The 25,982-nt window shown below is 71.5% G+C and carries 25 protein-coding genes; 14 read left to right on the top strand and 11 right to left on the bottom strand.

What is annotated here, in order from left to right:
- On the bottom strand, window positions 1–255 hold the full coding sequence (locus ABT254_RS37255; RefSeq protein ID WP_123966014.1) for a MoaD/ThiS family protein: 255 nt from the start codon (window positions 253–255) through the stop codon (window positions 1–3).
- Window positions 256–311: 56 nt separating this feature from the next.
- Complete coding sequence (locus ABT254_RS37250) at window positions 312–1,175, bottom strand: alpha/beta hydrolase (protein ID WP_351480530.1); 864 nt, start codon at window positions 1,173–1,175, stop codon at window positions 312–314.
- Between the two features lie 180 nt (window positions 1,176–1,355).
- Here ABT254_RS37250 and ABT254_RS37245 point away from each other — a divergent pair, with 180 nt between their 5' ends.
- From ABT254_RS37245 to ABT254_RS37215, 7 genes are all read left to right on the top strand, one after another.
- Window positions 1,356–2,135 carry a winged helix-turn-helix transcriptional regulator gene (locus ABT254_RS37245; RefSeq protein ID WP_351480528.1) on the top strand — a complete coding sequence of 260 codons (780 nt, stop codon included), beginning with the start codon at window positions 1,356–1,358 and terminating at the stop codon, window positions 2,133–2,135.
- A gap of 108 nt (window positions 2,136–2,243) precedes the next feature.
- A complete protein-coding gene (locus ABT254_RS37240; RefSeq protein ID WP_351480525.1) occupies window positions 2,244–3,266 on the top strand; it encodes a LacI family DNA-binding transcriptional regulator in 1,023 nt (340 codons plus the stop codon).
- Between the two features lie 143 nt (window positions 3,267–3,409).
- The gene (locus ABT254_RS37235; protein WP_351480523.1) at window positions 3,410–4,468 is read left to right on the top strand and encodes a S1C family serine protease; all 1,059 of its coding nucleotides are present in this window, start codon (window positions 3,410–3,412) and stop codon (window positions 4,466–4,468) included.
- A 29-nt stretch (window positions 4,469–4,497) separates the two neighbouring features.
- Window positions 4,498–4,698 (top strand): hypothetical protein, encoded by a 201-nt coding sequence (locus ABT254_RS37230; RefSeq protein WP_351480521.1) that lies wholly within the window; start codon window positions 4,498–4,500, stop codon window positions 4,696–4,698.
- 88 nt (window positions 4,699–4,786) lie between these two features.
- Window positions 4,787–5,524 carry a response regulator transcription factor gene (locus ABT254_RS37225; RefSeq protein WP_351480518.1) on the top strand — a complete coding sequence of 246 codons (738 nt, stop codon included), beginning with the start codon at window positions 4,787–4,789 and terminating at the stop codon, window positions 5,522–5,524.
- Complete coding sequence (locus ABT254_RS37220) at window positions 5,521–6,972, top strand: sensor histidine kinase (protein ID WP_351480515.1); 1,452 nt, start codon at window positions 5,521–5,523, stop codon at window positions 6,970–6,972. Before ABT254_RS37225 ends, ABT254_RS37220 begins: the two co-directional genes overlap by 4 nt.
- 133 nt (window positions 6,973–7,105) lie before the next feature.
- Window positions 7,106–7,846, top strand: coding sequence for a PH domain-containing protein (locus ABT254_RS37215; RefSeq protein ID WP_351480513.1), 741 nt, complete (start codon window positions 7,106–7,108; stop codon window positions 7,844–7,846).
- A gap of 37 nt (window positions 7,847–7,883) precedes the next feature.
- On the opposite strand, the gene ABT254_RS37210 is transcribed toward ABT254_RS37215, so the two are convergent.
- The 4 genes from ABT254_RS37210 to ABT254_RS37195 form a co-directional block, all read right to left on the bottom strand.
- Window positions 7,884–9,668, bottom strand: coding sequence for an ABC transporter ATP-binding protein (locus tag ABT254_RS37210; RefSeq protein WP_351480510.1), 1,785 nt, complete (start codon window positions 9,666–9,668; stop codon window positions 7,884–7,886).
- Between the two features lie 113 nt (window positions 9,669–9,781).
- Complete coding sequence (locus ABT254_RS37205) at window positions 9,782–9,910, bottom strand: hypothetical protein (RefSeq protein WP_351480507.1); 129 nt, start codon at window positions 9,908–9,910, stop codon at window positions 9,782–9,784.
- Between the two features lie 188 nt (window positions 9,911–10,098).
- On the bottom strand, window positions 10,099–11,280 hold the full coding sequence (locus ABT254_RS37200; protein WP_351480504.1) for an LmeA family phospholipid-binding protein: 1,182 nt from the start codon (window positions 11,278–11,280) through the stop codon (window positions 10,099–10,101).
- Window positions 11,281–11,338: 58 nt separating this feature from the next.
- Window positions 11,339–13,138, bottom strand: coding sequence for a bifunctional metallophosphatase/5'-nucleotidase (locus ABT254_RS37195; RefSeq protein ID WP_351480501.1), 1,800 nt, complete (start codon window positions 13,136–13,138; stop codon window positions 11,339–11,341).
- A gap of 175 nt (window positions 13,139–13,313) precedes the next feature.
- Between ABT254_RS37195 and mshD the strand changes: the two genes are divergently transcribed.
- Window positions 13,314–14,240 carry a mycothiol synthase gene (mshD, locus tag ABT254_RS37190; RefSeq protein WP_351480498.1) on the top strand — a complete coding sequence of 309 codons (927 nt, stop codon included), beginning with the start codon at window positions 13,314–13,316 and terminating at the stop codon, window positions 14,238–14,240.
- 95 nt (window positions 14,241–14,335) lie between these two features.
- Here mshD and ABT254_RS37185 read toward each other — a convergent pair whose 3' ends face one another.
- The 5 genes from ABT254_RS37185 to ABT254_RS37165 form a co-directional block, all read right to left on the bottom strand.
- Window positions 14,336–15,022, bottom strand: a complete 687-nt coding sequence (locus tag ABT254_RS37185) for an ABC transporter (protein WP_351480495.1) — start codon at window positions 15,020–15,022, stop codon at window positions 14,336–14,338.
- Complete coding sequence (locus ABT254_RS37180) at window positions 15,012–16,616, bottom strand: ABC transporter permease (RefSeq protein ID WP_351480492.1); 1,605 nt, start codon at window positions 16,614–16,616, stop codon at window positions 15,012–15,014. Before ABT254_RS37180 ends, ABT254_RS37185 begins: the two co-directional genes overlap by 11 nt.
- Complete coding sequence (locus tag ABT254_RS37175) at window positions 16,613–17,476, bottom strand: ABC transporter ATP-binding protein (protein WP_351480489.1); 864 nt, start codon at window positions 17,474–17,476, stop codon at window positions 16,613–16,615. The genes ABT254_RS37180 and ABT254_RS37175 overlap by 4 nt, the downstream gene beginning before the upstream one ends.
- On the bottom strand, window positions 17,473–18,303 hold the full coding sequence (locus ABT254_RS37170) for a zf-HC2 domain-containing protein (protein WP_351480486.1): 831 nt from the start codon (window positions 18,301–18,303) through the stop codon (window positions 17,473–17,475). Before ABT254_RS37170 ends, ABT254_RS37175 begins: the two co-directional genes overlap by 4 nt.
- Window positions 18,304–18,490: 187 nt before the next feature.
- Window positions 18,491–19,030, bottom strand: a complete 540-nt coding sequence (locus ABT254_RS37165) for an RNA polymerase sigma factor (RefSeq protein ID WP_123966031.1) — start codon at window positions 19,028–19,030, stop codon at window positions 18,491–18,493.
- A 129-nt stretch (window positions 19,031–19,159) separates the two neighbouring features.
- On the opposite strand from ABT254_RS37165, the gene ABT254_RS37160 reads away from it, so the two are divergent.
- The 6 genes from ABT254_RS37160 to ABT254_RS37135 all read left to right on the top strand — a co-directional run bounded on the left by ABT254_RS37160 (window position 19,160) and on the right by ABT254_RS37135 (window position 25,955).
- Window positions 19,160–19,570, top strand: coding sequence for a GntR family transcriptional regulator (locus ABT254_RS37160; RefSeq protein WP_351480483.1), 411 nt, complete (start codon window positions 19,160–19,162; stop codon window positions 19,568–19,570).
- Window positions 19,567–20,484, top strand: coding sequence for an ABC transporter ATP-binding protein (locus ABT254_RS37155; RefSeq protein ID WP_351480480.1), 918 nt, complete (start codon window positions 19,567–19,569; stop codon window positions 20,482–20,484). The genes ABT254_RS37160 and ABT254_RS37155 overlap by 4 nt, the downstream gene beginning before the upstream one ends.
- Window positions 20,481–21,446, top strand: coding sequence for an ABC-2 membrane transporter-related protein (locus ABT254_RS37150; protein WP_351480477.1), 966 nt, complete (start codon window positions 20,481–20,483; stop codon window positions 21,444–21,446). The genes ABT254_RS37155 and ABT254_RS37150 overlap by 4 nt, the downstream gene beginning before the upstream one ends.
- A complete protein-coding gene (locus ABT254_RS37145) occupies window positions 21,443–22,309 on the top strand; it encodes an ABC-2 membrane transporter-related protein (protein ID WP_351480474.1) in 867 nt (288 codons plus the stop codon). Before ABT254_RS37150 ends, ABT254_RS37145 begins: the two co-directional genes overlap by 4 nt.
- 315 nt (window positions 22,310–22,624) lie before the next feature.
- Window positions 22,625–24,859 carry an RNA degradosome polyphosphate kinase gene (locus tag ABT254_RS37140; protein ID WP_351480472.1) on the top strand — a complete coding sequence of 745 codons (2,235 nt, stop codon included), beginning with the start codon at window positions 22,625–22,627 and terminating at the stop codon, window positions 24,857–24,859.
- Entirely contained in the window at window positions 24,840–25,955 is a 1,116-nt protein-coding gene (locus ABT254_RS37135; protein WP_351480469.1) for a CHAD domain-containing protein, read from the top strand. Before ABT254_RS37140 ends, ABT254_RS37135 begins: the two co-directional genes overlap by 20 nt.
- Window positions 25,956–25,982 lie beyond the last annotated feature (27 nt).

The following is a 25,982-nucleotide window of genomic DNA, read 5'->3' as shown; positions in this document are numbered from 1 at the left end:
TCACCCTCCTGCGAACGGCGGGAGCACCTCGACCGTGCCGCCGTCGGCCAGCCGTACCGTCTCATGTCCGCGGGTGCCCACGGGATCACCGTCGATGAGGAACGAGCATCGCTGCAGGACGCGCGTGAGTTCTCCGGGGTGTCGCGCGCGCACGGCGTCGAGCGCCTCGGCGAGGGTGGCCGCGTCGTACGGCTCCTCGGCGACCCCGGCCGCGGCTTTCGCGGCGGCCCAGTAGCGCACCGTGACCTTTGGCATCCGGTTCCTCATGTAGTGGATCGCCGAGTGATGCATCGGCGGTGTACACGGTCAGGCTAGCCCGCCTGCGCGGTACCCCAGGCCCCGATACGGGCCAGCAGGTCGTCCGTGGCCGCGTGTTCCGCGTGGCCCATGCCGGGCTCCAGCCAGAGTTCGCCCCGGTCACCGGCGGCGTCGGCCAGCATGCGCGGGTGGTCGAGCGGGAAGTAGCCGTCCCGGTCGCCGTGCACGATGAGCAACGGCGTCGGGGCGATCCGCGGTACGGCCTCCACGGGCGACAGCGGCACCGGGTCCCACTGCCGGTGATGGATCCGGGTACGGAATCCGTAGCGGCCCACCAGCCGCCCCTCGGGCCGCGTTACCAGCCAGTGGAGCTTCCGCATAGGGGCGGTGCCCCGGTAGTACCAGCGGGCGGGGGCACTCACCGACACCACGGCGTCCGTGGCCGCTTCCGTGCGCCCCTCGCGCCCCTGTCCGTACAACGCCGCGTGCCGCAGCACCACGGAGCCGCCCATCGAGAACCCGACGGTCACCACGCGCGCGTGCCCGAACCCCCGCGCCCACTCCACCGCGGCGGCCAGATCCAGGACCTCCCGGTCGCCGACCGTGGAGCGCCCGCCGGAGGCGCCGTGGCCGCGGAAGGAGAACGTGACCACGGCCCCGTACTGCGCGAACGCCTCCGCCACCCGCCGAACATGCGGCCGGTCCACATCGCCGGTGAACCCGTGGGCGACGACGAACACGGGGACAACGGAAGGTGGCGTGGATGCGTCGTATACGACCGCGCCCCGGTCGTATACGGAATCGATCGCAATGCCGTCGTCCGTGCGCAGAAACGTACGCAAAGGCCCCCCTCTGCCCGTCTCAGGATTCGGACGAACGGTGGATCGCGCCACATGACCTGCCGGACCAGTGCTCATGTGGGCTATTCTGCTGGGCAGAGGACTCGGGCAGCGTAGCCCCCGGGTCCTTTTGTGCTTTCGGAAGCGTTGTATACGAAGCGGGAAACTCAAGGTGACCGCAGGTGTACGGGGCCCCGGGATCGCAGAGCAGTGCCGCACCGCACACGTCCTCGCAGGGACCGAGGAGGAACCAGACGTATGAGTTCTCTGCTGCTCCTGACCAATGCCCTCCAGCCGTCGACGGAGGTGCTCCCCGCTCTCGGCCTGCTCCTGCACAACGTGCGAGTGGCTCCGGCGGAGGGCCCCGCCCTCGTCGACACCCCCGGTGCCGACGTCATCCTCGTCGACGGCCGCCGTGATCTGCCCCAGGTCCGCAGCCTGTGCCAGCTGCTGCGCTCCACGGGTCCGGGCTGTCCGCTCGTCCTCGTCGTCACCGAGGGCGGCCTCGCGGCCGTCACCGCCGACTGGGGCATCGACGACGTGCTCCTCGACACCGCAGGCCCTGCGGAGGTCGAGGCGCGACTGCGGCTGGCCATGGGCCGGCAGCAGATCGTCAACGACGACTCCCCCATGGAGATCCGCAACGGCGACCTGTCGGTCGACGAGGCGACGTACTCCGCGAAGCTCAAGGGGCGGGTCCTCGACCTCACCTTCAAGGAGTTCGAGCTCCTCAAGTACCTCGCACAGCACCCGGGCCGCGTCTTCACGCGCGCACAGCTGCTCCAGGAGGTCTGGGGATACGACTACTTCGGCGGCACCCGCACGGTCGACGTCCATGTACGACGTCTGCGCGCCAAGCTGGGCCCCGAGCACGAGTCGCTGATCGGGACCGTCCGGAACGTCGGTTATCGATTCGTTACCCCCGAGAAGGCCGATCGCGTCTCCGACGAGGCCAAGGCCAAGGCGGACCGGGCAAAGCCGGAGGATGCGGACGAGACCGCCGCTCTGGACGCCGCCGAGGTGTCGGCCGAGGCATAGCGGACCGCCGGAAGGGGCATTGCTTCCGCACAGCTTCCACCCAGGGGGCGCGGGAGCAAGCTCCTTCTCGCCCTGCCCAGGGCCGGTATATCCGCGTAGACTCCGCGCGTGGCCAAGGTGACTCGGGATGATGTGGCGCGGCTGGCGGGAACTTCGACCGCCGTCGTCAGTTACGTCATCAACAACGGACCCCGGCCGGTCGCCCCGGCCACGCGCGAGCGTGTCCTCGCCGCCATCAAGGAGCTGGGGTACCGGCCGGACCGGGTCGCCCAGGCGATGGCGTCCCGCCGCACGGATCTCATAGGCCTGATCATCCCGGACGCGCGCCAGCCCTTCTTCGGGGAGATGGCGCACGCGGTCGAACAGGCCGCCTCCGAGCGCGGGAAGATGGTGCTCGTCGGCAACACCGACTACGTCAGCGAGCGCGAGGTCCACTACCTGCGCGCCTTCCTGGGCATGCGGGTCTCGGGGCTGATCCTCGTCTCGCACGCCCTCAACGACCAGGCCGCCGCGGAGATCGACGCCTGGGACGCCCGGGTGGTCCTGCTGCACGAGCGGCCCGAGGCCATCGACGACGTCGCCGTCGTCACCGACGACCTGGGCGGCGCCGAACTCGCCGTACGCCACCTCATCGAGCACGGCTACGAGTACGTCGCCTGTATGGGCGGCACCGCCGAGACCCCGGCGGTCGGCGACCCGGTCTCCGACCACGTCGAGGGCTGGCGGCGTGCGATGGGCGAGGCCGGGATCTCCACCGAGGGGCGGCTCTTCGAGGCGCCGTACAACCGCTACGACGCGTACCGCGTGGCGCTGGAGGTCCTCTCCGGGCCGCAGCGGCCGCCCGCGATCTTCTGCTCCACCGACGACCAGGCGATCGGCGTGCTGCGGGCCGCCCGCGAGCTGCGGATCGATGTGCCGGGCGAGCTGGCGGTCGCCGGCTTCGACGACATCAAGGAGGCGGCGCTCACCGACCCGCCCCTGACCACGATCGCCTCGGACCGCTCCGCGATGGCCCGGGCGGCGGTGGACCTCGTACTCGACGACGGGCTCAGGGTGGCGGGGGCGCGGCGGGAACGGCTCAAGCAGTTCCCGTCACGACTGGTCGCGCGGACCTCCTGCGGCTGCCCATGAGGGCCGTGCAGCGGCACATGAAGGTTGTCTGAAGGCGCCCGCCGGGCAGCGAGAAGCGTCTTTATATCGGGCAAACAAGGTTCTGCCGGGCTTCTCAGCGGACACTCAGGAAGCTCTCATGGTCACGGTTCAAGCTCGTTGTCATGACCGAGAGCTTCCGCCACGGCGGCGAGTACGAGAGCTATGACGGCTACGGGAACCCGCAGCAGGGCGCCCCGCAGCACGCCTCCTCCCCTGTGAACCCCGAGTGGCCGCCCCCGCCGGCGCAGCCGCCGGTGCAGCAGGTCATGGCCGAGCCGGCCCACGCTCCGGCGCCGAAGAAGCGCTCCCGGGGCCCCCTGGCCCTGCTGGCGGCCGTGGCGATCGTCGCAGCGGCGATCGGCGGCGGCACCGCCTACGCCTTCCAGGAACTGACCGGCAACGACACCGTCGCCACCAGCAGCACCAGCACCAATGTGGTGCCGGCCGGCAAGAAGGGCGACGTCGCCACCATCGCCGCGGCCGTCAGCCCGAGCGTGGTCGAGATCAGCGCCACCCTGAGCAACGGCTCCTCGACCGGCTCCGGCGTGATCATCACCAGCGGCGGCGAGATCGTCACCAACAACCACGTCATCTCCGGCGCCTCGTCGATCAAGGTGACGACCAGCAGCGGCAAGAGCTACACCGCGAAGGTCGTCGGCACCGACAGCAAGAAGGACCTCGCCCTGATCAAGCTGGAGGGTGCGTCCGGGCTGAAGGCGGCGACCCTCGGCAACTCCGACGGCGTGCAGGTCGGCGACACGGTCGTGGCGATCGGCTCCCCCGAGGGCCTGAGCGGCACGGTCACCAGCGGCATCGTCTCCGCCCTGAACCGCGACGTCACCGTCTCCACCGACGAGGGGCAGAACCAGGGCCAGGGCGGCGGTGACGGCCGGTGGCCGTTCTCCTTCGGCGGCCAGCAGTTCAACGGCGACACGGGGTCCTCGACGACCACGTACAAGGCGATCCAGACCGACGCGTCCCTCAACCCGGGCAACTCCGGCGGCGCGCTGATCGACGCCGCGGGCGACATCATCGGCATCAACTCCGCGATGTACTCGGCCAGTTCACAGTCGTCCTCGGGTTCGTCGGACGCCGGCAGCGTCGGCCTCGGCTTCGCCATCCCGATCAACACCGTCAAGTCCGACCTGGCCACGCTGCGGGCCGGCGGCACCGACACCTGAATCCCGCCTTCACGAACAGGGAGTACGTCATGATCGAGCAGGTTTCCCACACCGCCGACGGCACCGACCCGGCCGGTCTCGCCCTGGCCCTCGCGGTGGCGTACGAACTGCACGCACCGCTGACGCGCGCGCCCGAGGTGGCCCCGCAGCTGATGGGCCTGCACACCACGGCCGCCCGCCCGCACCGCCGCAAGGTGCCGCTGAAGCGGATCGCGGCGATGCGTGGCTGATATGCGAGGCTGAAGGCGTTCAGCACGTTCAGCGTCTTCCGCTGGTTCAGGCCCTTGTCGTCCCACCGCACCGAGGAATCCGAAGCCCATGAGCCCCGCCGATGGCGACCGTGAACCGCAGCGCATCCTGATCGTCGACGACGAGCCGGCCGTGCGCGAAGCACTCCAGCGCAGCCTCGCCTTCGAGGGCTACGAGACGGAGGTCGCGGTCGACGGCGCCGACGCCCTGGAGAAGGCGACGGCGTACCAGCCCGACCTGGTCGTCCTCGACATCCAGATGCCGCGCATGGACGGCCTGACCGCGGCACGCCGTATGCGGGGGGCGGGCACGACGACGCCGATCCTGATGCTGACCGCCCGTGACACGGTCGGCGACCGGGTGACGGGCCTCGACGCCGGCGCCGACGACTACCTGGTCAAGCCCTTCGAGCTGGACGAGCTGTTCGCGCGCGTCCGTGCCCTGCTGCGGCGCAGCTCGTACGCCGCCGCGGCGGCCGCCGGGGCCCTCCAGGAGGACGAGGCACTGAGCTTCGCGGACCTGCGGATGGATCTGGCGAGGCGGGAGGTGACGCGGGGCGGGCGCCAGGTGGAGCTGACCCGCACGGAGTTCACCCTCCTGGAGATGTTCATGGCGCATCCGCGTCAGGTGCTGACCAGGGAGCAGATCCTGAAGGCGGTGTGGGGCTTCGACTTCGAGCCGTCCTCCAACTCGCTGGACGTGTACGTGATGTACCTGCGCCGCAAGACGGAGGCGGGCGGCGAGCCGCGCCTCGTGCACACCGTGCGGGGCGTCGGGTATGTGCTGCGGCAGGGCGGCGCGGAGTGAGGAAGGTCCTGCGCCGCTTCCAGACGCTGCCGATCCGCTCCCGGCTGGCGATGCTGGTGGCTGCGGCGGTGGCGTTTGCGGTGGCGGCGGTTTCGGTGACGTGTTGGTTCATTGTGCAGGGGAAGCTGTACGAGCAGGTGAACAATGATCTGCAGAAAGCGCTGAGCATGCCGCGGCTCGACGATCAGGTCAGGGCCGCGGTCAACAACTGCACCAAGCAGCCCTCGCGGGACAATGGAAACGGCCCCCGTAACACCTACTTCCAGGTAGTCGCGGATGACGGAAGGACCTGTGTCCTTCCGTACTCCGCCGGCGCAGTCAAGGTCACCCAGACCGACGAAAACCTGATCAAGAAGGGGGACGCAAACCAGGGTGTCTTCCACAACAGCACCGACGCGAACGGCAATGACGTACGTGTCCTCGCGCTGCCGGGATTCACGATCACCAACGCGGCAACAGGGACCACCTCCAACGCGGCTCTGCTCATCGCCCTCCCGCTGAAGAACACCCAGAAGACCCTCAACGACCTCGCCCTGATCCTCCTCCTCGTCTCCGGCGTCGGAGTACTTGGCGCAGGAGCCGCCGGACTGGCAGTCGCCCGCGCCGGCCTCCGCCCCGTGGACAAACTCACCGAGGCCGTCGAACACGTCGCCCGCACCGAGGACCTGAGCATCCGCATCCCGGTGGAGGACGACGCCGAGGACGAGGTGGCCCGGCTGTCCCGTTCCTTCAACTCGATGACCTCCTCCCTCGCCAGCTCCCGCGACCTCCAGCAGCAGCTCATCGCCGACGCCGGTCACGAACTCCGCACCCCCCTCACCTCCCTCCGCACCAACATCGAACTCCTCAGTCGCAGCGAGGAGACCGGCCGCCCCCTCCCCCCGGCCGACCGCAAGGCGCTCCTCGCCTCCGTGAAGGCGCAGATGACCGAACTGGCCGCCCTGATCGGCGACTTGCAGGAGCTGTCGCGGTCGGAGGGCCAGCGGGGCGAGCGCGTCCAGGTGGTCTCGCTGGAGGACATCGTGGAAGCGGCGCTGCGCCGGGCCCGGCTGCGCGGGCCGGAGCTGACGATCACGGCGGATCTGCATCCCTGGTACGTACGGGCGGAGCCGTCGGCCCTGGAGCGCGCGATCGTCAACATCCTCGACAACGCGGTGAAGTTCAGCCCCGAGGGCGGCACGATCGAAGTGGAGCTCGGCAGCGGCATCCTGACGGTCCGCGACCACGGCCCCGGCATCCCCGCCGAGGAACTCCCCCACGTCTTCGACCGCTTCTGGCGCTCACCGAGCGCACGGGCACTGCCGGGCTCGGGCCTGGGTCTTTCGATAGTCGCGCGGACGGTGGAGCAGGCGGGCGGCGAAGTCACGCTGACCCGCGCGGAGGGCGGCGGCACGGTGGCGACGGTACGGCTGCCGGGCGCACCCATGCCTCCGCCGGAGGGGCCGTAGCCCGGCCGGCCAAGAACACCGGTGCGGGATCGGGTGCGGCGAGCAGCGGCCGGCCGGCCGGACGCCGACCGCCTCCTGACGGCACAGGTCCCCGCTCTACGATCACCTCGGACACGATTGCCGGGGAGGGCGTATGGGCGGGGACACGGGCGGGATCGAGCGGGTGTACCGAAGACGGCGCGGGCTCCCGTGGCAGTACCTGGGCATGGCGGGGTTGTTGTGCGTGAACGCCCTCCTTCAGGTCGAGCACACCTCGGCCGACGATCCGTATGCGCCCAAGTGGCGGCCATGGGTACTCCTGGCGCTCGTGGCGGTGGCCGTCGTCCGGGTCCTCCTGGAGCAGTTCCGGGCGTACACCCGTGTCACGGCCGCCGGTATCACCGCGCAGGGGGCGCTGCGCTCGCGCACATGGGCCTGGCACGAGGTGTACGACATCCGGGTCGAGCGCGCTCCCCGCGGCTCGGGCCGGATGGCACCCCAGTGGCTCACCTACCTCTACGACCTCGAAGGCCGTCGCTTCCTGCTCCGGCACCTCGACGACTGGCAGCTGGACGACCCGTACGCGGAGGTGTCCGAGCTGTGCCTGGCCGCCGCCCCCCGTCGAAGCCTCACCTGGGAGCGACGGCCGAACGTCGAGGAGCGGATCCTGCGGCGGGCGGCGCGGCGCAAGGCATGGACATGGGCTGCGTACGGCGCGCTCATCACGTTCTTCGTCATGGTCGTGCTGGACATCGGGATGGTCGCCACCGGGAGCCCGGAGCACGAGTTCCTGCTGTTCGTGTGCGTGCCGCTGGCCTCGTTCGGCATCCTCGGCGCCGTACTCGACCGGTACTGGACCAGCCGTCCCCCGCGCTCCCTCGTGCAGGGGCCGTAGCGTCGGGACCGAACTCCTCGTCGCCACCCGCCCCGCACTACCACCTGAGGATCATCGTCTCGTCATGCGCCGGCGGTACGTCGGCCACGGCGTCCGGCAGCGGTTCGGCGAGCCGGGCGTAGGCGCCCGAGCGGGCGAGGAGTTCCTGGTGGGTGCCCGTCTCCACCAGGCGGCCGCGGTCGACGACGAGGATCCGGTCCGCGTCCGGTGCGAGGCTCAGATCGTGCGTGATCATGATGGTCGTACGGCCCGCCATCAGTTTGCGCAGCGGTGTCACCACCTGGCGGGCGGCCACCGCGTCCAGGCCCGCGGTCGGCTCGTCGAGGACCAGGACCGGTGCGGCGCGCAGCATCGCGCGGGCGATGGCGACGCGCTGCAACTGGCCGCCGGAGAGGGCGGCCGTGCCGGGCGCGATATGGGTGTCGTACCCCTCGGGCAGGGCGGTGATGAAGTTGTGCGCCGCCGCCTCCCGGGCCGCCTGCTCGATCTCCTCGTCGCTCGCGCCGGGCCGCCCGCAGGCGATGTTCTCGCGGATCGTGCCGCTGAGGACGAGGGTCTCCTGGGGCAGCAGCGCCACGTTCTCGCGCAGGAACTCCAGCGGTACGTCCGTGAGCGGGACGCCGTCCAGGGTGATCGCGCCCTGTGAGGGGTCGTAGAAGCGGGTGAGGAGTTTGGAGAGGGTCGACTTTCCGGCGCCGCTCGGACCGGTGACGATCACCAGCTCGCCCGGACCGGCGGTGAAGCTCACGTCCCGCAGGGAGGCGCGCCGGGACTCGGGGTAGCGGAAGGACACGTCGTGGAAGGCGACCCAGCCGCGCACCGGCCACTGGGCGACCGGGTGGGCGGGGTCGGCGACGGCGGGTTCGGTGTCCAGGATCTCGTTCAGGCGCTGGGCGCCCGCGGTGGCCGCGGTGAGGGTGAGGCCGAGCCCGCCGAGGCTGCGGACCGGCGGGTAGAGGTAGCCGATGAAGGCGGCGAAGGCGAGAAGCCGGCCAAGGGTCATGCGGCCCGCCGAGATCTCCCAGACGCCCAGGCCGATGACGGCCAGGACGCAGAGGGTCTCCACGACCTCCACCAACTGCTCGTACATCTCGCTCAGTCGGGCTCCGCGCACGGACGCCTTCATCCAGGCGCGGGCCTCGCGGTCGAGGCGCTGCTCCTCGTCCCGGCGGCGGTTGTAGGCCTGGGTGAGGACGATGTTGCCGAGCGACTCCTCCACCACGGAGGTGATCGCGCCGTCGGCGACCCGCTCGTCCTGGGAGGCCGTCCTGATACGGCCGGAGAAGCGGCGGGCGGCGAGGAGGAAGAGGGGCGCGAGGACGAAGGTGGCCAGGGCCAGGTCCCAGCGCAGCCAGAGGGCGGCGCAGGAGTAGAAGACCGCGGAGAACGCGGCCGACGCCGTGCCGACGACACCGGAGACGACCATCTGCTCGATGGCCTCGACGTCACCGGTCAGGCGCTCGACCAGATCGCCCTGGCGGTGCTTCTGGAAGAAGTGCGGTGGCAGGCCCTGGACATGCCGGAAGACGCCCGCCCGTAGCCGGAGCACGAATCTCTCCGCGGTCCAGGTGGCGAGCGAGTTGCCGAAATAGCCGACGAGCGCGCCGAGCGCGGCGACTGCCAGCCAGGCGCCGGCCGGGCCCCAGAAGGCGGAGAGCGAGCCGGCCTTCAGGGCGTTGTCGGTGAGCTCGGCGAACAGCAGGATCGAGGCGGTCTCGGCGAGCGCGGCCACCACCACGCACGCGACGACCGCGGCGAGCCACTTGCGGTCGCCGCGGGTCAGCGGCCAGAAACGACGGAAGGCCGCACGGACCTCGCGCATGGTCGACTCCCTTCGGGCGCACGGCCCTTGATACGGCCGTCGGACATGGCCGAGGCGGGGCCCCGGGGCGAGTGGGATGCTCGCCGACCGGTGACCCCGCCTCGTGGCGTGGCTCAGCCCTGGTGGCCGACGGGACGGCGCCTCGGGGCCGGTGCGGGCTTCTTCGGCGCCTTCTTCCGGGGGGCCGGGGCGCCCTTCTTGCAGTCGTGCTTCTTCACCGGGGCAATCTTGTGGAAGCTCATGACAGTCTGCCTTTCTTGCCGTGAATTGCTTTTCGTTTCGCGTCGTTCGCTTTCGACATGGAAAACGTTACGGCATTCCCGGAGCAAGAAAAGACCAATTCCCCTTAGAGGTTGCTGAGTTGATTCTGTGGAAGATTCATAAGGTATTCGCGGAACCGAACCCGCACTCACACAGGTTTTATCGAGCCTTATCCGGAGCGGCCCACGGCCAGCCCCGACCCCTCGATCCGCACCCTGATCCCGTCCTTCTCCACCCGTACGTCCCGCAGTCGCAGTTCACCGCGGTCCGGTGTGGGCAGGCGGAATCCCAGGGACAGGCGGTCGGCCAGGACCGGGCGGGTGAGCCGGGGCAGGGCGTTCAGGAGGGACGGGTCGAAGCCGAGCCGCTTGAGCAGGGCCGGGTGCTCCAGGGCCAGGTCGATCAGGTTGAGCCGCATGGCCCGGTGGATGAAGCGCGGGGAGCCGGTCACGCGCGCGAGTTCGGCGTTGGAGCGCAGGGCCGCGCGTACGGCGGAGTCGGGTACGCCGAGCCGCCGTACCACCGCCGGCACCGCGAACAGCGCCTTCGCCTTCTTCGTCTCGCGCGCGAGGCGGGTGGCCGAGCCGCGGGTCAGATGCAGGCCCTCGGAGGCGCGGGTGCCGGGCCGGTAGGTGGCCAGATTCCCGATGTCCAGGCGCATTCCGTCGATCTGCGTGGCGATGCCGTGCTCGCCGTCCCGGCCGATACGGGCGTCGGCCCGCAGCCGCAGGTCGTGTCCGGCCACCGGAAGAGTGCCGCGGGCCAGCACCCGGTCGTGGCCGTGCCCGGTGAACGTCACCTGGGAGGCGCCGAGTTCGCGGTTGAGGTCGTCGAAGGAGAGCAGTACCTCACCGTCGAGCCGGGGAATCCCCGCACCCCGTACGGAGGTCGGTCCGTCGGGCGCGTTCAGCCGTACGTCGTGCGCGGTCGCCGTCACCCTGGCCAGCGAGACCCGGTCGGCGGCCACGTCGGGCACGGTGACCTTCACCGACTTCAGCCTGTCGTCGGCGAGTTGGGTGAGGAAGGGAAAGCCGTCGATGTCCACTTCGGGGGCCGCGCTCAGGTGCATCCGGTCCTTGAGCTCATCGGCCGCCCGGCGCTCGGCGTACAGGAGCGCCCAGCGGTCGGCGAGGGTGAGGAAGGCGGCGAGGACGACGACGCCCACCACCGCCTTCAACGCGAGCGGAAGACCCGCGAACCGCCTTCGCCTGCGACGGCCGCCGCGGCGGTGATTGGGCGGAGCCCAGGGCTCCTCCTCCGCTTCCTCGGCCTCGCTCGCGACAAGGGCACCCTCGAAAAAGTCGTTGATGTTTGTACCAGGATGCGTCGTTATGTGGTGGGGGGCACGCATCGATCCATCCGACCATGCGAAGGCCCCCCACCCGCAAGCTCTGCCTCAGGTATGCGATCTAGCTCACGATCGTGATCCGGTTGGCCGCCGGGGGCGAAATCGGGCTGCCGGCCGAGGAGTTGGCCGTCAGGTACTTCGCCAGCGCCGCCAGATCATCGGACCCGACGAGGTCGCCCGTGCCCTGTCCGAGCGTCGGGAATCCGTCGCCGCCGCCCGCGAGGAAGCTGTTGGTGGCGACGCGGTAGGTGGCCGCCGGGTCGATCGCGGACCCGTTCAGCTTGATGGAGTCCGTCACCACCCGGTCCGCACCCGTCTTCGTCAGGTCCAGGGTGTACGTCAGCCCCGCCGACGGCTGCAGGATCTTCGGCGCGGCGGTGTTCGTGCCGCTCACCTGCTCCTTGAGGACCTGGATCAGCTGGGCGCCGGTGAAGTTCTGCAGATTCACCGTGTTGGAGAAGGGCTGGACGGTGAAGCCCTCCGCGTAGGTGACCACCCCGTCACCCTCGCTGCCCTTGGCCGCGTAGGTGAGACCCGCCCGCACACCGCCCGGGTTCATCAGCGCCAGGTCGGTCTCCGGGTCGAGCTCCTTGCCGTACGCCAGCTGCGCGTCGGCGATCAGGTCGCCCATCGGGGACTCGGTGCCGGTGTTGGAGACGTCGGCGGAGATGTAGCCGATCGCGCGGTTGCCGATGGGCGCGGCCAGGGTGTTCCACTTGCCGATCAGCTCGGTCATGTCCGGCGCCTTGGCGACGGTCCGGGTGACCACGTGGTTCGCCGACTTGACCGCCGTACGGGCGATGTCACCGGTGACGCGGTCGTACGTCAGCGTGGTGTCCGTGTAGAGACGGCCGAAGGACGCGGCCGAGGTGACCATGCGGGGCTTGCCCGCCGGGTCCGGGACCGTGCAGACGTAGGCCGCGTGCGTGTGGCCCGTGACCAGCGCGTCCACCGCCGGCGTGATGTTCTTCGCGATGTCGACGATCGGACCGGAGATACCGCTGCCCGCGCCCGCGGAGTCGCAGTTGTAGTTGTACGCCCCGGAGGCGGGGAGGCCGCCCTCGTGGATCAGCGCGACGATCGACTTCACGCCCTGCGCCTGGAGCACCCGCGCGTACTTGTTGATCGTCTCGACCTCGTCCTTGAACTTGAGGCCCTTGACTCCTTCGGCGGAGACGACACCCGGGGTGTCCTCCAGGGTCACGCCGATGAAGCCGATCTTGACGTCCTTCTTCTTCCACACCCAGTAGGGCTTGAGGATCGGCTTGTTCGTCTTCTCGTCGAGGACGTTCGCCGCCAGATAGGGGAAGTCGGCGCCCTCGAACTCCTCGTCCGAGTAACAGCCGTCGGTCGGGTGGCAGCCGCCGTTCTGCAGGCGCGCCAGTTCCCTGGCGCCCTCGTCGAACTCGTGGTTGCCGACGGACGTGACGTCCAGGTCCAGCTTGTTCAGTGCCTCGATGGTGGGCTCGTCGTGGAAGAGGCCCGAGATCAGCGGCGAGGCACCGACCATGTCGCCGCCGGCCGCGGTGATGGAGTACGCCTTGCCCTTGCGGGCCTCGCGCAGATGGGTCGCGAGGTACTCGACACCACCGGCGTCGATGGTCTTCGTCGTACCGTCGGCCTGCAGCTCGGTGACCCGGCCGGACGAGCCCGACGGCGGCTCCAGGTTGCCGTGCAGGTCGTTGAAGGACAGCAGCTGTACGTCCTGGTAGCGGCTCGGGTGGTGGCCGCCGCCCTTCGTCTCGTGCGCGTCCGCCGGCAGCGCGGCGGCGAGGGCTCCGGCGGTGGCGAGTCCGGCGGCTGCGGCGACGAGACGGAACGTCCGTCTGCGGCGCGGGTACGGCTGGGAAGTGGCTGGCATGCGCCCCCCTGAGGGTCCGTTGAGGCCTGCGGGTCTGCTGGATGTCATGGCCTCGTCGGGCGCAGCCTAGGGTCAACGCGCGTAGCGCGAAAAGGGATTCGTGGTTACATCCTGGTTTCCCTTTGCCCTTCCATTGACCCCCACTTTGCGGGGCGCTCCGCTTACCCTCGTACGCATGACCAGCGACGACACCGCCCGGCTCGGCCGGACCCGCTCCATCGAGACCTACTCCGCGCTCTCCCCGGAGCAGACGGAGGCCGTGCTCTCCCTGCTCGCGGCGGCCGCGCAGGCCGACGGCCAGCAGGCGGTGTCCGAGCAGGGGCGGCTGCAGCTGCGCGGTGGCGAACGCGAGGGCGTGTCCCATCTGCTGCTCAGCGCCGGCGACGAGCTCGTGGGTTATGCGCAGCTGGAGGACACCGACCCGGTGGAGGCACCGGCCGCCGAACTCGTCGTGCACCCCGCGCATCGCGGGCACGGGCACGGGCGGGCGCTCGGCTCGGCGCTGCTCGCGGCCTCCGGCAAGCGGCTGCGGGTGTGGGCGCACGGCGGGCACTCCGCGGCCCGGCATCTCGCGCAGGTCCTGGGGCTCACGCTCTTCCGCGAACTGCGGCAGATGCGGCGGCCGCTCGCGGACCTGAACCTGCCCCAGCCGGTGCTGCCCGCGGATGTGACGGTCCGTACCTTCGTCCCCGGCGAGGACGACGCCGCCTGGCTCGCGGTGAACGCCGCCGCGTTCGCCCACCACCCCGAGCAGGGCTCCCTCACCCAGCGCGACCTCGACGACCGCAAGGCCGAGCCGTGGTTCGACCCGGCGGGCTTCTTCCTCGCCTTCCGCGGCGGCGAACTCATCGGCTTCCACTGGACGAAGGTGCATGCGGCCGACCAGCTGGGTGAGGTGTACGTCCTCGGGGTGCGGCCGGGTGCGCAGGGCGGGGGGCTGGGCAAGGCCCTCACCACGATCGGGCTGCGGCACCTGGAGGCGCAGGGGCTGCCGACCGCGATGCTGTACGTCGACGGGGACAACAAGGCGGCTGTGTCGGTGTACGAGCGGCTCGGTTTCACCACGTACGAGACGGATCTGATGTACCGCACGGAGACGTGAGCCTCCGGCGGTCGGGCGGTGTGTTGTGCGGGCGAGTGAGGTGCACGTCCCCGGGGGCTGCGCCCCCGGACCCCCATCGGCCTACGGCCTCGTCCTCAAACGCCGGACGGGCTGGAGGTGCCTGACCGGCGGCTGAAGCGCGGCGCCCGCCTTGGCTCCGGCAAGCACACCACCCAAGCCACCATCCCGACCCCCAGCAGCACCCCCCACCGCTCGTGCGCGGCCGCCCAGCGGGGATCGCCCGTCGCGGCCAGCAGGGTCCAGCGGGCCGGGATCAGCAGGGCCCCCAGCGTCGCCGTGGTCAGGACGGCGGCCGCCACCGACGGGCCCGGCTGCGGCTCGTCCGTGAGGCGTACGGCGGTGGCCGCCGCGGCCAGGGCGAGGGCCGCGGTCGCGCCGGCCTCCAGGGTGACGGCGCCGACCGGGGGACGTACGGCGTGCGGTACGAGGGCCAGGGCTGCCGTCCACCACAGCACGGCCACCGGCGCGACCAGCACCACCCGCAGACCCGCGCGCACCCAACGCGGGGTGGTGACGGGTGTGGTGAGGTGCCGGGCCGGGTCGTCCAGCAGGAAGGTCAGGCCCAGCGCGAAGGCGAGGGCGGCGGCCCGCAGCAGGGTGAGCGCGAGCCAGGGGTCCGGCGGGCCGTCGGACAGCCGTGGCAGGGCGACGAGCAGCAGCCCCACGGCCGCACCCGCCCCGAGCGCCCGCCACGGCACCGTACGTGCCACGGCCGCGACCAGTGCCCCGCTCACCGGCACGGTTGCGTGCTCACTTCTCACACTCGTCCGCCCCCTTCGGCACCTTGGTCCCCAGCACCCGGGCCACCTCGGCGGTGGTCACCCCGGGAGCCGTCAGCTGCGCCCAGTGGGCCTTGACCGCGGACGTGACCTCGGCACGCGGGCGGGAGAGCAACTCCCGTACGACATCGGTCTGTCCGGCCGACATCGACAACGGGGTGGTCGGCGTCAGCGCGATCGCCGGGCCGCTCAGGCTGTCGTCGAGTCGGACGTTCCTGAGCTCGGCGACCGGGTTCGCGTCGCGGCCCAGCGCCAGCCACATCACCGTGACCACGCGGCCGTCGCAGAGGTCGCTGCCCTTCTTCTCGTCGCCCCCGACCAGCACGGAGGCCACGCCGACCGCGAACTCGGGCACCCGGTTGCCACCCCAGCGCGTGCCGACGGTCACCTGGCCGGGTGTGCTGGACGGTTCGATCGCCGCGTCGCCGTCGAGCCCGTAGCGGGCGTCGATCCGCTGCCGTACCAGCAGAGGCCGGCTCGCGGCCGTACCCCCGGCGAGGGCCTGGACCCGGTCGACGACCCCGGCCCAGGTACCCGTCCGGCCGGTCCACTCATCGAACGCGCAGTACTGCGAGGCACCGTGCCGTACGCACGACTGCTCCTTCTCGGGGGAGACGGAGGCCCGCTCCCGGGCTGCCGTGAGTTCGGGGGAGACCCCGGCGGACTGCCCGATCGCGCCGACCACCGTGATCGCAAGAGCCACCGCGATCCCAAGCGCCCCATAGAGGCGCGGGGCTGTATGCATTGGCGGCTCCGCCGCGGGGCGCGACGAGCCACGACGGTCCCGCAGACGATCGACGGCATCCCGCGAAGCGCACAGCACAGCGGCCACGGCCGCCAGCAGGGTCAGCCCCACGAGGTACAGGGCGTGCCACCCCGCAGGCCGACCGATCAGGTCGGACGGCAGCGTCGAGTTGCTGTACTCGCTCACGACCGGCGACAGCCAACGGCTCCACTCCGCACCGTCCGACCCCGTGGACACGAAAAGCAGGAAGGTGAAGAGACCCATCACCACCAGCGGGGCGGCGAACGCGGACGGGATCAGCCGGGCGACCAGCAGGCCGAGGAATCCGAACAGCAGCACGTACAGGGGAGCCACGGCCAGTTCGCCCACCGACCCCTGCCCCACCGCACCGGGCCGCAGCGCCTGCCAGGTGAACTGCGTCCCCACGACCAGCGCGGTGAGCACACCGAACGGCACCACGGACAGGGCGTGCCCGGCCGTGCGCCGCCAGGGCTCCATGACCAGCACGTCGAAGTGCCGGTCGGTCCCGCGCCGACGAGACCGCAGCGCCGCCCGGTTGACGCAGACGAACAGGGCGATGCCGAGCAGCACGGGCGTGGTCTGGGTCGCGCGGTCGACGTCCTGGAGCGCCGGGTAGGCGCTCATGCCGTCCGGGGGGAAGAGCAGCTTCCAGCCGGTGTAGCCGACGTAGAACAGCAGGGTCGCCGCCACCGGGATCTGCAGGAGCAGTTCACGTGCCTCGAAGCGGGCGAGGGCGAAAACGGCCGACCAGCTGCGGCGCTGTTCGCCGTGGACGACGGGCGCAGCCGTCGCCTCCATGAGCGTGCTCATGCCGCCGCCACCTCCGCGCCCGCGCCGTCCAGGGTGAGCAAGTAACCGTCCTCCAGGGTGGGTTCGAGCAGGTCGGCGCCGGCGGGCGGGCTGCCGACGTTGCGGAAGGTGCCGGCGCCGGTGCGCCAGCCCGCCTTCGCGCCGGGGTCGCGTTCCGTGCTGCTCCAGACCCGTCCGGCCGCCCGTGCGGTCAGCTCGGCCGGGGTGCCCTCGAAGCGGATGCTGCCGCCCGCCATGACCAGTACGCGATGGCAGAGCATCGCCACGTCCTCGGTCTGGTGGGTGGAGAGGAGGACGGTGCGGCCCTCCCCGGCCTGTGCGATCAACTCACGGAAGCGCATGCGCTGTTCGGGGTCGAGCCCGACCGTCGGCTCGTCGAGGACGAGGAAGCCGGGGTCACCGACGAGCGCGGCGGCCAGCGCGACCCGCTGCCGCATTCCGCCGGACAGCTTCTTGATGCGCTTGGCGCGTACGTCGGCGAGGTCGACCTCGTCCAGCACGCGCCGCACCTCGCGGTGCCGGGCGCCCCGGTCGGTGATCTCCTTGAGGATCGCCACGTAGTCGACGAACTCGAAGGCCGTGAAGTCCGGGTGGAAGCCGGGCGTCTGCGGCAGATAGCCGAGTCCGCGCCGCACCTCCTGCCGGCCGGCCACCGTCGCCGGATCGTGCCCGAGCACGGTGAAGGCGCCCCGGTCCGGGGGCACGGCGGTGGCCAGCACCCTGAGCAGGGTGGTCTTCCCTGCCCCGTTGGGCCCGAGCAGCCCGGTGACGCCCGAGGTCAGCCGCAGCGACACCTCGTCGAGGGCCTGGGTCCCGCCGAAGCGGAGGCTGAGCCCGGAAGCGGAAACGGTCGGTGTCATACGGCATCCCCCTGGAAGCGGTCGAAACGGTCACGTACGAGGAAGAGCAGCCCGCCGGTGAGCGCGGCGACCGCCGCCGCCACCCCCTGGCCGGCCGCGGTGAACGGCACGGGCGTGGCGCCGGCGTCATAGGCATGGGCCGCCAGCAGCAGCGCCACCCACACCCCGCCGACCAGCGACGGCGCGAGCACCGGGCCGAGCCGGGCGGTGAGGACCAGCCCGGTCGAGGTGAGGGCCAGCGCGGGCAGCAGCCAGGCGAGGGCGGCCGGCCCGTACCCGGGCAGCGCGAGGGTCGCGAGGCCGCTGAGGCCGAGCACGGCGGTGAGCACGGCGACCGTCCGCACCATCAGCAGCTTGAACCCGTGCATCGGCGCGACCACCGCCATCTCGTAGGTCGGGTCCAGCGCCGGCCCGTAGGACAGCGCGACCCCGCCGAGGGGCAGCAGCGGCGCGAGGGCCAGGAAGAGCGTGGGCGAGGCGGCCGCCGTGCCGGTGTGGGCCGCCACCACGGTCATCACCAGCACGGCGACGACCGCGCCGAGCCAGGAACGGCGCAGCACAGGTGTGGCCGCGAGCAGCCGCGCGGTGTGATCGGCGACGCCCAGCCGCATCAGCAGCCCCTCGAACACGCCCGGCCGGGGCGCGTCGAGTTCGGCGTCCAGCCGCTCCCAGCCGGCGTCGACCCGGCCCGGGTCACCGACCTCGGCGAGCACCCCCCGGCACTGCGCGCACGCGACCAGATGGGTGTCGGCCGACCACAGCGCGGGCGGCGCCAACTCACCCCGGGCATAGGCCCGTAGATCCTCAGCATCCACATGCCAGGTCATGCGGCCACCTCCCGCACCGCCACGCGCCCCGGCAGCCCCCGGCCACGCACCTGCCTGTCCATCCCGCCGCCTCCATACCGACGCGGCAGCCCCGCGCCCCTGCACACCCGATCGCACACCGGCCCACCGACGTCACCGCTCCCGCACCTGCGCGCGGCCCGGCGGTCCCGATCGCACACCCGCCCGCTCATGTCAGCGCCTCCCGCAGTTGCTTACGGGCCCGCATCGCCCGTGTCTTGACCGTCCCCGGCGGTATCCCGAGCAGCACGGCCGCCTCCCGGGTGGTCAGGCCGTCGATGACCGTGGCCTGGAGCACCGCGCGCAGTTCCGGTGAGAGCCGGACCAGGGCGCCCGCGAGGTCCCCGTGCTCCACCCCCGCGAGCACGCGCTCCTCCGCGGACGCCTCGTCCCGGTGCCGCAGCCGGGACAGTGCCTGCCTGAGCCGCCCCCGGGCGCCGTCGCCCCGCAGCGCGTCGATCAGCCGCCGCGAGCCGATCCGCCACAGCCAGCCGGCGACGTCGCCGTCCTCCCGGTAGCGGGCCTTGCCCCGCCAGATCGCGAGGAACGTCTCCTGTACGACGTCGTCGACCACGCCCGCGTCGGCGCAGCGGCCGCGCAGCCGGGCGGTCAGCCACGGGGCATACCGCCGGTACAGCTCCTCGAAGGCGCGCCGGTCCCCGTCCGCGGCGGCCCGCAGCAGCTCACCGTCGCTTCTCGTTTCGCTCACGTCCCCTCATCGGACCGGTCCCGCGGATCGGTTCACACGATTCGCCTCGACTTTCCCAGGCCGCTTGACTTTTGCGGCCCCCTTCCACCACCCTTTCACTACTCAATTAGTGAAAGGGTGGTTGTCCGCGTGGTCGAGTACCGCATCGACCGGCGCTCCGGCGTCGCCACCTACGTCCAGATCGTGCAGCAGACCAAGCAGGCCCTCCGTCTGGGCCTGCTGGAACCGGGGGACAAGCTGCCCACAGCACGCGAGGTGGTCGAGGCCACCGCCATCAACCCGAACACAGTCCTGAAGGCCTACCGCGAGCTGGAACGCGAGGGCCTGGTCGAGGCCCGCCGGGGCCTTGGGACCTTCGTACGACGGTCACTGGGCACCGCACCGGCCGAGTCCCCCCTGCACGGGGAGCTGGACGCCTGGGCCGCGAAGGCCCGCGCGGCCGGCCTGGACCGGGACGACGTGGCCGCGCTCTTCACCGCCGTACTCGACAAGCACTTCCGGCACGGCCCGGACCAGCACAGCCAGGGGGACCTTTCATGACCGACACCACCGGCTTCGCCCTGGAGGCGACCGCCGTGGGCAAACGCTACGGCAGGCGCCGGGGAGCCGGCGGCTGGGCGCTGCGCGACTGCGGCTTCCGGCTGCCGGAGGGCCGCGTGTGCGCCGTCGTCGGCCCGAACGGGGCGGGCAAGTCCACGCTGCTGGCGCTCGCCGCCGGGCTGCTGGTCCCGACCGAGGGCACGCTCACCGTCCTCGGCACGGACCCGGCCGCCGCCCGCACCCGCGTGGGCTTCGTCGCGCAGGACAAGCCGCTCTACCCGCACCTCACGGTCGCCGAGACCCTGCGCATGGGTGCCGACCTCAACCCGGGCCGGTGGGACGCACCCACCGCCGAGCGGATCGTCGCCGACGGCGGCCTCGGGGCCAGGACGAAGATCCGCGCGCTCTCCGGCGGCCAGCGCACCCGGGTCGCGCTCGCCCTCGCCCTCGCCAAGCGGCCCGAACTGCTGCTCCTGGACGAGCCCATGGCCGACCTCGACCCGCTGGCCCGGCACGACCTGATGGGGGTGCTGATGGCGCAGGCCGCGCAGTACGGCACGACGATCGTGATGTCCTCGCACGTGGTCTCCGAACTGGAGGGCTCCTGCGACCACCTGCTCCTCATAGGCGGCGGCCGCGTCCGCCTCGCCGGGGAGATCGACGAGCTGCTGGAGGCGCATGTGCGGATCTCCGGCCCGGCGCAGACCTCCCTCGACCCGCACACCGTCGTCGAGTCCCGCACGACCGGCCGTCAGCTCAGCGCGCTGATCCGCCCTGCGGGCCCGCTCCCGGACGGCCTGCGCACGAGCGCGCCCTCCCTGGAGGAGCTCGTCCTCTCCTACCTGCGCAACCCCGAAGCCCCGGGTACGACGTCGGCCGAAGCCGCGTCCGAGTCCGAGAAGGCCGCCCTGTGAGCGCGCTCTCCGTACCGGGACTGCCCCGGACGGTCCTGCGGCTGCACCGCCCGGCACTGATCGTGTGGGGTGCCTTCGTCGCCGCCCTGATCGGCTGGCTGGTCTGGCTGAACACGGTGACGTCGAGCGCCGGCGAGCGGGAGCGGACCTACTGCGACCACCACGAGACCTGCAACATCCTGGACCAGCTGAACTACGGCCAGCGGACCGTCTGGGTCGCGACGCTCGTCTGCTACAGCTCCCTCGCCGTGGCCGCCTGGGCGGGCGCCTCCCTGATCGGCCGCGAACTGGAGTCCGGCACCGCGCAGTTGGCGTGGACGCAGGGCGTCTCCCCGGCCCGCTGGCTGGCCGCCAAGCTGGCCGTGCCCGCAACCCTGCTCACGCTGGGCTGCACGGCGCTGGTCCTGGCGTATCGCAGGGCCTGGAGCGCGCACCCCGCCCTGCGGGACGGCGACTGGACCTCCGTCACCACCTTCGTGGCCCGCGGCCCGGCGACTTCGGCGTACGCCCTGTGCGCCCTCGCCGTCGGCACGCTCACCGCCCTGCTGCTGCGCCGCACCCTGTCCGCCCTCGGTGTCTCCCTCGCCGTCACCTGGGCGCTGCATTTCGCCCTGGAACGCTTCCGCGAGGACCTCTGGCCGTCGGTGACCCGCGTCTCGGCGAGCGAGGGCATCTGGCCCAGGCACGTATGGCAGCTGGAGAGCGGGACCATCGAGCACGGCCACCGCATCGCGCGCCCCGGCGGCTCGCCGTGCGGGGGCAACCCCGCCCAGGTCAAGCAGTGCGCCGCCGACCACGACATCACCGGCTACTACCAGGTCTACCACCCCCAGTCCCACTACTGGCCCCTGCACCTCGCGGAGACCGGCATCGTCCTGGCCGTCGCCGCCCTCGCGACCGTCCTCGCCTTCCGTCTGCTGCCCCGCCGCACCCGGGCCGCCCGCAGGGAGGCCGTCGCATGACCGCGCTCGCCACCGGCACCACGCGGGCCGTCGTGCGGGTGCACCGCACGGCATTGATCGTCTGGGGCGCCTTCATCATGGGCGCCGTCGCGTATCTGGTGTGGCTGAACGAGGTCACCGCGCCCGACGCGCGTGCGCAGATGGCCACCTGCAAACCCGACGCGGGCTTCTGCACGGCGTTCCTGGCGACCCGCGACTACGCCGAACCCATGGGCTGGATCAGCACGGTCGTCTATTACAGCTTCTGGGCCGTGGCCGCCTGGGCGGGCGCCGCGCTGATCGGCCGCGAACTGGAGAGCGGCACCGCGCGGCTGGCCTGGACCCAGGGTGTCAGCCCGGCCCGCTGGCTGGCGACGAAACTCGCCTCGCCCGCGCTGGTGATCGTCCTCGGCGGTGCGCTCTTCGTCCCGGTCTACCGATGGGCCTGGTCTGCCAACCGCGACCTGATGGGCGACGACTGGACGTTCAACGACGTCTTCGCCGCCCGCGGCCCGGCCGTGGTGGCGTGGGCCCTGTGCGCCCTCGCGGTCGGCGCGCTCGCCGCCCTGGCACTGCGCCGCTCACTGCCCGCGCTCGGTCTCGCCGTCGCCGTGATGATCGCGCTGAACCGGTACATGGAACTGCATCGCAAGGATCTCTGGCCGACGGTGACCCGCACCTCCGGCACCGGATTCGAGCCGTCCAACGACTGGTGGCAGGTGGAGAACGGCTCCGGCGCCGACGGCCGGTACGCCGTCTACCACCCCCCGTCCCACTTCTGGCCCATGAACCTCGTCGAGACCGGCATCATCCTCATGATCGCCGCCCTCGCGACCACCGCCTCGTTCCTCGTCCTGCGAAGCCGCACCGCTCGCACGATGTGAGGCATCCGATGCGCGTACGTCCTTCCACGGGGGGATGGACGTACGTATTCTCGGGGCGGCTCCCAGCAGTCTGTTACGGCGGCCTTGCCGACGTAGACGCTCCGGAGCCGCCCCCAGATATCCCGCACGCCATGTCGCCGTAACCAACGGTTCAGACAGGCTTGCGACGCTCGGCCAATGACGCCCTCCGTACCACAGCCTTCGCCGCCCCCCGAGGGGCCCGCGGGGGACGGGGACGCCTTCCGCTCCGTTGAGGCACTCCCACCCGCGCTTTCCGACGCGCCCGTTTCTCTGGGAACGCGGAAGAATGGGTTCATGAGTCAGCCAGACACCGCCCAGGCACAGGTCCAGCACGCGCAGCCCTCCGTGGGCTCCATAGCCGCGCACCGCCCGCACACGGTGGCCGCCGCGGTCTCCGACCTGGAACCCGACATCGACGCGGATCTCGATGCCTACGAGGAGTCGCCGTACGACGGCCCTCAGTTGCCGCAGGGTCGTTTCCTCGACCGGGAGCGCAGCTGGCTGGCGTTCAACGAGCGGGTCCTCGAACTCGCCGAGGACCCGAACACCCCCCTGCTGGAGCGCGCCAACTTCCTCGCCATCTTCGCCAGCAACCTGGACGAGTTCTTCATGGTCCGGGTGGCCGGCCTGAAGCGCCGTATCGCGACGGGTGTCGCCACCCGCTCCGCCTCCGGCCTCCAGCCCCGCGAGGTCCTGGAGATGATCTGGGCCCGCTCCCGCGAGCTCATGGCCCGGCACGCCGCCTGCTACCACGAGGACGTCGCCCCCGCCCTCGCGGAGGAGGGCATCCACCTGGTCCGCTGGAGCGAGCTGACGGAGAAGGAGCAGGCCCGCCTGTTCACCCTCTTCCGCCACCAGATCTTCCCGGTGCTCACCCCCCTCGCGGTCGACCCCGCGCACCCCTTCCCGTACATCTCGGGCCTCTCCCTGAACCTGGCCGTGGTGGTACGCAACCCGGTCACCGGCCACAAGCACTTCGCCCGGGTCAAGGTGCCGCCGCTGCTGTCCCGCTTCCTGGAGAGCTCCCCCGGCCGCTACGTCCCCATAGAGGACGTCATCGCCGCCCACCTGGAGGAGCTGTTCCCGGGCATGGAGGTCCTGGAGCACCACGCCTTCCGGCTGACCAGGAACGAGGACCTGGAGGTCGAGGAGGACGACGCCGAGAACCTGCTCCAGGCCCTGGAGAAGGAGCTCATGCGGCGCCGCTTCGGGCCGCCGGTGCGCCTGGAGGTCGAGGAGTCCATCGACCGCGAGGTCCTGGACCTGCTGGTCCGCGAGCTGAAGATCAGCGAGGCCGAGGTGTACCCGCTGCCGGGCCCCCTGGACCTCACGGGCCTCTTCCGCGTCGCCGGCCTCGACCGTCCCGAGCTGAAGTACCGGAAGTTCGTCGCCGGAGTCCACCGCGACCTCGCGGAGGTCGAGTCGGCGTCCGCGCCCGACATATTCGCCGCGCTGCGCAGCCGGGACGTCCTGCTGCACCACCCGTACGACTCCTTCTCCACCTCCGTGCAGGCGTTCCTGGAGCAGGCGGCCGAGGACGAGGACGTCCTCGCGATCAAGCAGACCCTGTACCGGACCTCCGGCGACTCCCCCATAGTCAACGCGCTCATCGACGCGGCCGAGGCCGGCAAGCAGGTCCTCGTCCTGGTCGAGATCAAGGCCCGCTTCGACGAGCACGCCAACATCAAGTGGGCGCGCAAGCTGGAGGAGGCCGGCTGCCACGTGGTCTACGGCCTGGTCGGCCTGAAGACCCACTGCAAGCTGTCCCTGGTGGTCCGTCAGGAGGGCGACACGCTACGGCGTTACAGCCACGTCGGCACGGGCAACTACCACCCCAAGACGGCCCGTCTGTACGAGGACCTGGGCCTGCTGACGGCGGACCCGCAGGTCGGGGCAGACCTCTCCGACCTCTTCAACCGCCTCTCCGGCTACTCGCGCCGCGAGACGTACCGCCGTCTCCTCGTCGCCCCCAAGTCCCTGCGCGACGGCCTGATCGCGCGGATCAACAAGGAGGCCCAGCACCACCGTGCGGGCCGTCCGGCCTTCATCCGCATCAAGGTCAACTCGATGGTCGACGAGGCGCTCATCGACGCGCTCTACCGGGCGTCCCAGGCCGGCGTGCCGGTCGACGTCTGGGTCCGCGGCATCTGCGCGATCCGCCCCGGCGTCACGGGCCTGTCGGAGAACATCCGGGTCCGCTCGATCCTCGGCCGCTTCCTCGAACACTCCCGGGTCTTCGCCTTCGGCAACGGCGGCGAACCGGAAGTGTGGATCGGCAGCGCCGACATGATGCACCGCAACCTCGACCGCCGTATCGAGGCCCTGGTCAGGGTTACCGACCCGGCCCACCGCGCCGCCCTGAACCGGCTGTTGGAGACCGGCATGTCCGACACCACCGCCTCCTGGCACCTCGGCCCGGACGGCGAATGGACGCGACACGCCACCGACGCGGACGGCGGGCCCCTGCGAAACATCCAGGAGATGCTCATAGACGCCCGGAGGCGCCGGCGTGGCACAGCAACACCTTGACCCGACGGACCCCAAAGGCGAGGCCCTCGGGCGCTACCTGAGGGCACAGGCCACGGAGTTCCTCCGCGCCCTGCGGCTGCACCGGGAGACCGGCGGTGCGACCGCCAACGGCGCGGAGGACCCCGCCGACGCGGCCCGCGCCCTGCGCCGCTCGGTCCGCCGCATCAGCGCCAGCCTGCACACGTTCCGTCCCCTCCTGGAACCGGAATGGTCGGAGTCCCTCCAGCCCGAACTGGCCTGGCTCTCCGGCACGTTGGCCATGGAGCACGCCTACGCGGCAAGGCAGGAAAGGCTGTTGCTGGCGCTGCACAGGTTGTCGGGGGCGACGGTTTTCCCCGCCCAGGCGGCGGCTGCTGCCTCTTCGCCGCCGGCCGCCGTTGTGGGCGGTCGTTCCGCTGGGGCGGAGCCCGTCCCACTGAAAACGGCTCAAGCCGCCGCCGGGCCCCCCGCCCCCGCCCCCACAACAGACCGCGGCAATCTGACAGTTGGCGCCGCGAAAGCAGGCGCCCTGCTCGAACGCCAGCTGACACTCGCCCGCACACGAGCCCATTCGACAGCCCTCCAGGCCCTGGGTTCCTCCCGCTTCCACGCCGTGGCGGACAAAATCGCCGTACTCGCCAGCGAAGTCCCCCTCACCCCCACCACCCCCACCACCCCCCTCCACCCCCTCGCCGCCGCGGCCGAGGACCGCCTGACCGACGCCATCACCGCGCTCCCCCTCGTCACCGCGGGCAGCCCCTACAACGCCGAGGCCCTCATCCACGGCCTCTCCCCGGACCCGTCCCCGCACCCCCAGGACGCCCCCTGGCACCAGGTCCGCCTGCTGCTGCGCCTGCACCGCTACGCCCGCGAGGCCCTCCACGGCACCGGCGGCCCGACCGACCTCCGCCTGCTGACCGCGGGCCAGGCCCTGGACCGGCACCGCGACGCCTCGGAGGCGGCGGCGGCCGCGGCCTCGGCGGCCCGTACCCCCCGCATCGCCCCGGCGACGGCGTACGCACTCGGCGTGCTCCACGCGGACCAGCGGCACGAAGTGGAAGCCGCCCGCTTCGCCTTCCAGCAGTGCTGGCAGAAGCAGGCGGTGAGCACCCCCTGAGCCGGCCACCCCGGCCCCCACAACCCC

Source organism: Streptomyces sp. NPDC001137, assembly GCF_040298885.1.
Taxonomy (GTDB): domain Bacteria; phylum Actinomycetota; class Actinomycetes; order Streptomycetales; family Streptomycetaceae; genus Streptomyces.
This window is presented reverse-complemented; position numbering and strand designations above follow the sequence as displayed.

Coding starts and splice junctions, on each gene's coding strand:
- ABT254_RS37210 (WP_351480510.1), bottom strand. CDS start 9,668: ATGCGCGAGGTCCGTGCGGCCTTCCGTCGTTTCTGGCCGCTGACCCGC.
- ABT254_RS37225 (WP_351480518.1), top strand. CDS start 4,787: ATGAGCCCCGCCGATGGCGACCGTGAACCGCAGCGCATCCTGATCGTC.
- ABT254_RS37200 (WP_351480504.1), bottom strand. CDS start 11,280: ATGCGTGCCCCCCACCACATAACGACGCATCCTGGTACAAACATCAAC.
- ABT254_RS37245 (WP_351480528.1), top strand. CDS start 1,356: ATGAGTTCTCTGCTGCTCCTGACCAATGCCCTCCAGCCGTCGACGGAG.
- ABT254_RS37155 (WP_351480480.1), top strand. CDS start 19,567: ATGACCGACACCACCGGCTTCGCCCTGGAGGCGACCGCCGTGGGCAAA.
- ABT254_RS37195 (WP_351480501.1), bottom strand. CDS start 13,138: ATGCCAGCCACTTCCCAGCCGTACCCGCGCCGCAGACGGACGTTCCGT.
- ABT254_RS37145 (WP_351480474.1), top strand. CDS start 21,443: ATGACCGCGCTCGCCACCGGCACCACGCGGGCCGTCGTGCGGGTGCAC.
- ABT254_RS37230 (WP_351480521.1), top strand. CDS start 4,498: ATGATCGAGCAGGTTTCCCACACCGCCGACGGCACCGACCCGGCCGGT.
- ABT254_RS37255 (WP_123966014.1), bottom strand. CDS start 255: ATGCCAAAGGTCACGGTGCGCTACTGGGCCGCCGCGAAAGCCGCGGCC.
- ABT254_RS37215 (WP_351480513.1), top strand. CDS start 7,106: ATGGGCGGGGACACGGGCGGGATCGAGCGGGTGTACCGAAGACGGCGC.
- ABT254_RS37250 (WP_351480530.1), bottom strand. CDS start 1,175: ATGAGCACTGGTCCGGCAGGTCATGTGGCGCGATCCACCGTTCGTCCG.
- ABT254_RS37175 (WP_351480489.1), bottom strand. CDS start 17,476: ATGACACCGACCGTTTCCGCTTCCGGGCTCAGCCTCCGCTTCGGCGGG.
- ABT254_RS37205 (WP_351480507.1), bottom strand. CDS start 9,910: ATGAGCTTCCACAAGATTGCCCCGGTGAAGAAGCACGACTGCAAGAAG.
- ABT254_RS37180 (WP_351480492.1), bottom strand. CDS start 16,616: ATGAGCACGCTCATGGAGGCGACGGCTGCGCCCGTCGTCCACGGCGAA.
- ABT254_RS37170 (WP_351480486.1), bottom strand. CDS start 18,303: ATGACCTGGCATGTGGATGCTGAGGATCTACGGGCCTATGCCCGGGGT.
- ABT254_RS37235 (WP_351480523.1), top strand. CDS start 3,410: ATGACCGAGAGCTTCCGCCACGGCGGCGAGTACGAGAGCTATGACGGC.
- mshD (WP_351480498.1), top strand. CDS start 13,314: ATGACCAGCGACGACACCGCCCGGCTCGGCCGGACCCGCTCCATCGAG.
- ABT254_RS37140 (WP_351480472.1), top strand. CDS start 22,625: ATGAGTCAGCCAGACACCGCCCAGGCACAGGTCCAGCACGCGCAGCCC.